Annotated in this window: 4 protein-coding genes; 3 read left to right on the plus strand and 1 reads right to left on the minus strand. The window is 61.0% G+C overall.

Annotation, left to right across the window (positions count from 1 at the left end):
- A partial coding sequence (locus EPO09_RS13005; RefSeq protein ID WP_290643745.1) for a translocation/assembly module TamB domain-containing protein occupies positions 1–213 on the plus strand: 213 nt, incomplete at its 5' end.
- 21 nt (positions 214–234) lie between these two features.
- Here EPO09_RS13005 and EPO09_RS13010 read toward each other — a convergent pair.
- Positions 235–1587: a DUF3422 family protein gene (locus EPO09_RS13010; RefSeq protein ID WP_290643747.1), complete on the minus strand. Its 1353-nt coding sequence runs from the start codon at positions 1585–1587 to the stop codon at positions 235–237.
- Positions 1588–1631: 44 nt separating this feature from the next.
- On the opposite strand from EPO09_RS13010, the gene EPO09_RS13015 reads away from it, so the two are divergent.
- Positions 1632–2303, plus strand: coding sequence for a bifunctional 2-polyprenyl-6-hydroxyphenol methylase/3-demethylubiquinol 3-O-methyltransferase UbiG (locus EPO09_RS13015; protein WP_290643749.1), 672 nt, complete (start codon positions 1632–1634; stop codon positions 2301–2303).
- A 96-nt stretch (positions 2304–2399) separates the two neighbouring features.
- A partial coding sequence (locus EPO09_RS13020) for a hypothetical protein (RefSeq protein WP_290643750.1) occupies positions 2400–4851 on the plus strand: 2452 nt, incomplete at its 3' end.

Raw genomic sequence — 4851 nt, forward strand, 5'->3', positions numbered from 1 at the left:
CAGACGGAAAGCGCGGGCTCGACGGCGCGCGATACCGTGGTCAACCTGGGCAAGCAAGTCTCCAAATACTGGTACGTGGGTTACGAGCGCAACCTCAATGCCACCAGTGGCAACTGGCAGTTGATCTACCGCCTTGCTCAGCGCTTCACGGTGCGTGCCCAGGCGGGTGATGACAACGCCGTTGACTTCATCTGGAGCTGGAAGTGGGATTGAGTCACCCACATTGAATAATGCTCAGTGCGCCTCGGCGTGCAGCTTCTTGTGTATCTGCCTGATGCCCCACCAGATGGCCAACAGCACCAGCGGGATCATGGCGCCAGCCAGCATCTCCGGATTGACGGGCAGGCCAATCGCCTTGGCTGCCTTGCCGCCATAAAGCACCAGGCTGATCACGTAATAGGCAATGGCCGCGATCGACAGGCCTTCCACGGTGCTTTGCAGGCGCAGTTGCAGCTCCTGGCCTTTGGTGAGCTTTTCCAGCAGCATCTGGTTTTGCGTCTCGGTGGCGATGTCTACCCGGGTGCGCAGCAAGGCGCTGGCGCGCTCGATACGTTGCGACAGCGAGCCCAGCCGCTGAGCCGTGGCTTGCACGGTGGCCATTGCCGGTGACAGGCGCTTGAGCAGGAATTCGCCCACCATCTGCGTACCTGGAATGGCTGATTCGCGCAGTTGCTCTATACGTTGCTCGACCAAGCCTGAGTAGGCGCGTGTGGCCGAGAAGCGGTACATGTGCTCGGACGTTGCCTTTTCAACGCGTGCGGCCAAGTGGATGAGCTGCGTCAGCAAATCCTGATCGGAGGCTTCAGCGTTTTCCATGCGCGCTGTGATGGCAGCCAGTTGGGCTTCCGATTCAGTGAGCATGGCGCTGATGTCCTTGGCCACTGGCAGACCACGCAAGGCCATCAGGCGATAGGTTTCCAGCTCCAGCAGGCGTTGCGATGTGCGGCCAGAGCGGAGCTCCGAAGTATTGGCGGGGGACACGACCAGCAGCCGCTCGAAGCCGCTTTCGCGCAGGTGGAAGTCCGTGAACACGCACGAGCGCTTGATGCCCAGCATGGACACGACGGTCTCGCGCCCTTCAAACCAGGGTTCAGCCGTGGCGCGCATGGCAGGTACATCATCCACATCGCCGTTGATCATGGCCATGGTGATGGCGGCCACAGTTCGGCCTGGAATGGCTGCCAGCCATGCTGGATCAACCACCAGCGAGCGCAGGAGTTCGGCCTCGTCACCAGACTGCAGCACGTGGCCCGGCAAGGCCTGGACGATCGAGTACCGCGTGAATTCGGTGTGGCGCTCCCACTTGAGCGTGTGGTTGGCAAAGCGCAGCCGCAGGAAGTTGCCGTGCAGTTGCGCCAATGCAAGCTCGTCTTGCCCCGGGAGTTGCCTCAGGTGCTGCCACTCCTGCTCGCGCGTGATGCCCTCGTTAAGCACGGCCACGTACACGACCAGCGCTGGCAGTCGGATGCGCGCAGGCGGGCGCGCATGAACCTCGTTGTGCAGCACCTCGCGCAAAGGATCAGCCGGGGGCAGGACCCTGGTCAGATCAGACGGTGTGCGTGTGGTGGGGGCGATGTGGGCGGTCATGAACACTCTGCGGGCAACGAGTACAGCCCCTTGATCGTACATGCATGCGCGATAAGGCAAACTTCAGGCAAAGCAATGAGATGCGAGAAAAGGTGAACGCGATGCGTGAGTTCTGGAATCAGAAGTTTGGCGATACGACCTACAAATACGGCATGCAACCCAATGTGTTCTTGCGCGAGCAAGCGGGCTTGATCCCCAAGGGCAGCCGCGTGCTGGTGCCAGGGGATGGCGAGGGCCGCAACGGCGTCTGGCTGGCAGAGCAGGGCCATGTGGTCACCTCGGTGGATTGCTCGGATGTTGGCCTGGCGAAGGCGCGCAAGCTGGCGGCGCAACGCAGCGTGCGCCTGGAAACGCTGGACAAGGATCTGACCGAATGGACACCTGCTGCCGCTTCTGTGGATGCGGTCGTGCTGGTTTATCTGCACCTGCCGTCATCGCAACGATCGGGCATTCATGCCGCGATGCTGCAGGCGCTGAAGCCGGGCGGGCATCTGATTCTGGAAGCCTTTCATCCCACACAGATCGGACTGAGCAGCGGCGGCCCCAAGGATGCCGACATGCTCTACACGGTGGCTTATCTGCGCCGGGATGCCGAAGCCAGCGGCGTAGTTGGGCAAGAACTGACAGGCCTGGAAGGCCGTGTCACGCTGGATGAAGGCCCCTTCCACCAGGGGCCAGCTCAGGTGACGCGTTGGGTGTGGCGCCGCGCGGTTTGACCTCGCCACTTGCACGCCCTTGCGTAGGGGATAATAGGCGCACAGGCCGCTTTCCGTTAGTCAGACGGGTGTGGTGGGCCTGATTCAGGGCGGCAAATGAAAAAATACATGCACTTCCTGGGCCATGCGGTCATGGCCTTGTCACTGGTTGCTTGCGGCGGCGGAGGTGGCGGTAGCTCGAATCCATCCGCGACACCGTCGAGCCAAGGGGGCGTCAATGGCAATGCGCCGACTGTGGCGGTTGCGCCGGCCTTGCTCAATCCGTCCTCCGTTGAAGGCGTGCAGGCTGAAGGCCGTTTCGTCGCCACGATCACCACGCCATCTGGCACCGACTATTGGGTCGGAGCCGAGGAAAACGGCCAGCTGGTTGCTTCCGGGGATGCTCAATTCACCAGTGAGACCACGTTCGAGGTGGTGCTTCAGTTCACTGGTGATTTGCCGGCCGGTACTTACGAGTCGGAAATCCTCCTGCACATCTGCCGCGATCAGAATTGCGCCAGTGAGTTTGAAGGCAGCCCCTACAAGGTGCCGGTGCGTTATGCCATCAAGCCCAATATCCATGTTCCTTCTACCGCGGCGTTGAAGCGTTCAGGCCGTGAGGCTGCGCCAAGTCAGGTGCTTCATGTGGACATCCCGGCTGAGGCTGGGCAGGTCACGGCACAGTTGGTCGAGGCCTCGTCGTATGGCGTGATCAACGCAACGTTGAGCGGTGCCGATCTGAATATCAGCACGGTCCAGGCCAAGGCAGGAACCTACACCGCGAAGATTTTGCTGCAAAGCGATTCGGACAGTCGATATCGCCGAACGGTGGACGTGAGCTACGTGGTGTCGGCGCCTGCAGGCGGTGAGGTCGCGCTGAGCGCCGATCAATCATCACTGGACTTCAATGTGAAGCAGGGGGGCAACGCATCCGCAAGGGTGAAGGTCAAACGGCCAACCTGGACAGATGTCTGGACGCCTCCAGCCTTGATCAATGCGCCGGCTGTCTTCTCGCTCAAGGACCTTGGCAACGATGAGTTTGAAGTGAGCGTGAATGCGGTGGGTGCTATCAACGGTACGTACCAGACGGTGCTGCGCTTTGATGCCGGCGCAGCAGGTGGGCGCCTGGAGATCCCGGTCTCTGCCACAGTCAACGGGGTTTTCAGCGTAGGCGAGGGCAAGCCCTTTCCCACTCTTTGGGTGACCGATACCAGCACGGATCAAGTCTTGCTGACCTCCGCGAAAGTGGGAACCTATGATGGCGTGGCAGCCACTTGGACTGCGGTATCCGAGGTGCCATGGTTGATCGTGACCCGCGCATCCGGCACCACCGGCGTAGATACGCTGGAGGTTCGTGTAGACAAAGCCTATCTGAGTCAATTGCCCAGCTGGCAGGACGGCGCGATCGACGTTCGTGTCAATCGGCCGGGCACCTTGCCAGTGAAATGGCCTGTACATCTGCTGAACGATGTCTCTGTGGTCCGTGGCGTATCCAGCGGCAGCCTGGTGGGCCCGAAGGGGCGGATCTTCATCTCAGGGCGTTTCACCATGTTTGCCAATTTCGCGCAGATGTTGGCGGCAGGACAACTGAAGGTGACGGGTGCTTCGGTTGACGCCATGTCCCGCGTGACAGACCCACGTCTGTTGACCATCGACGAGCGATTGGTGCTGGACGTTTCTGGCGCCACGCCCGGTCAGGCGATCACGGTGTCTTTGACAACGGCCTTGGTGCAGACACAAGTTCAGATTCCCGTCGTGGCGGTTGCTACAGTGCCGTCGGCTTATCTGACCTTGCCATTTGGCAGCTACCGGCCAGCCGTCTATTCACCGGCCCTGAAAGCCTTGTATTGGGCTGGACAAGGTCAGGTGTACCGCTGGGCTTACGGCAGCGGCAACTGGCAACTGTCGCAAAGTACCTTGGATGGTGTCATCGACGTGGCCATGCGCTCAGACGATGTGCGTCTGTATGCCGTCGCAGGGCGTGATGTGATCGGGTATGACCCGGTCAGCCTGGCGCCCCTGGGGCGGGGCATGATGTGGGACTACCTCCCAAGCCAGCCGGGAGCCCTGTTTGACGCGCAAGTACCTGTGTCAGGCAAGGCGCTGGTTTTCCTGGCAGACGGTCGTGCATTTGGCAGCTTGTTGGGCGACAGGCAGGACAGGGGTACCGCCTGGATCTCTGGCGCCTCGTCTGTTGTTTGGGATTGGGACCTGGCAGATGCGCCCCACGTGGCGGAGCCAGGCTATCGCTTGAGGCCCGTTGCTGGTGCGACAACTGGATCTGCCATGGTTCGCAGTGCGTCCGGCAGGATGCTGATGGCGGTAGATCCAGACGGCATGCAGTGGTCATACTCGGCAGACGTGCGGGATGGCTGGACGCAATTGGGCTGGTTACCTCAGGGCGTTCAAGTGGCTGCTGTCAGCGACAACGGCTCGGTATGGCTTCGTACTGACGGCGTGTTGCAGTCTGGCGCCACGATGTGGACGGGGAATCTGTCCAGCAAATTGCCATCAACGCATACCTCGGGAGGTTTCACTTTGACGGGCGACGGGCGGTTTGCGTTGATCT

This window comes from Aquabacterium sp. (assembly GCF_004297345.1).
GTDB lineage: Bacteria > Pseudomonadota > Gammaproteobacteria > Burkholderiales > Burkholderiaceae_C > Aquabacterium.

Bases quoted from the DNA above. Each gene is read 5' to 3' on its own strand.
- EPO09_RS13010 (WP_290643747.1), bottom strand. From the start codon at position 1,587: ATGACCGCCCACATCGCCCCCACCACACGCACACCGTCTGATCTGACC.
- EPO09_RS13015 (WP_290643749.1), top strand. From the start codon at position 1,632: ATGCGCGATAAGGCAAACTTCAGGCAAAGCAATGAGATGCGAGAAAAG.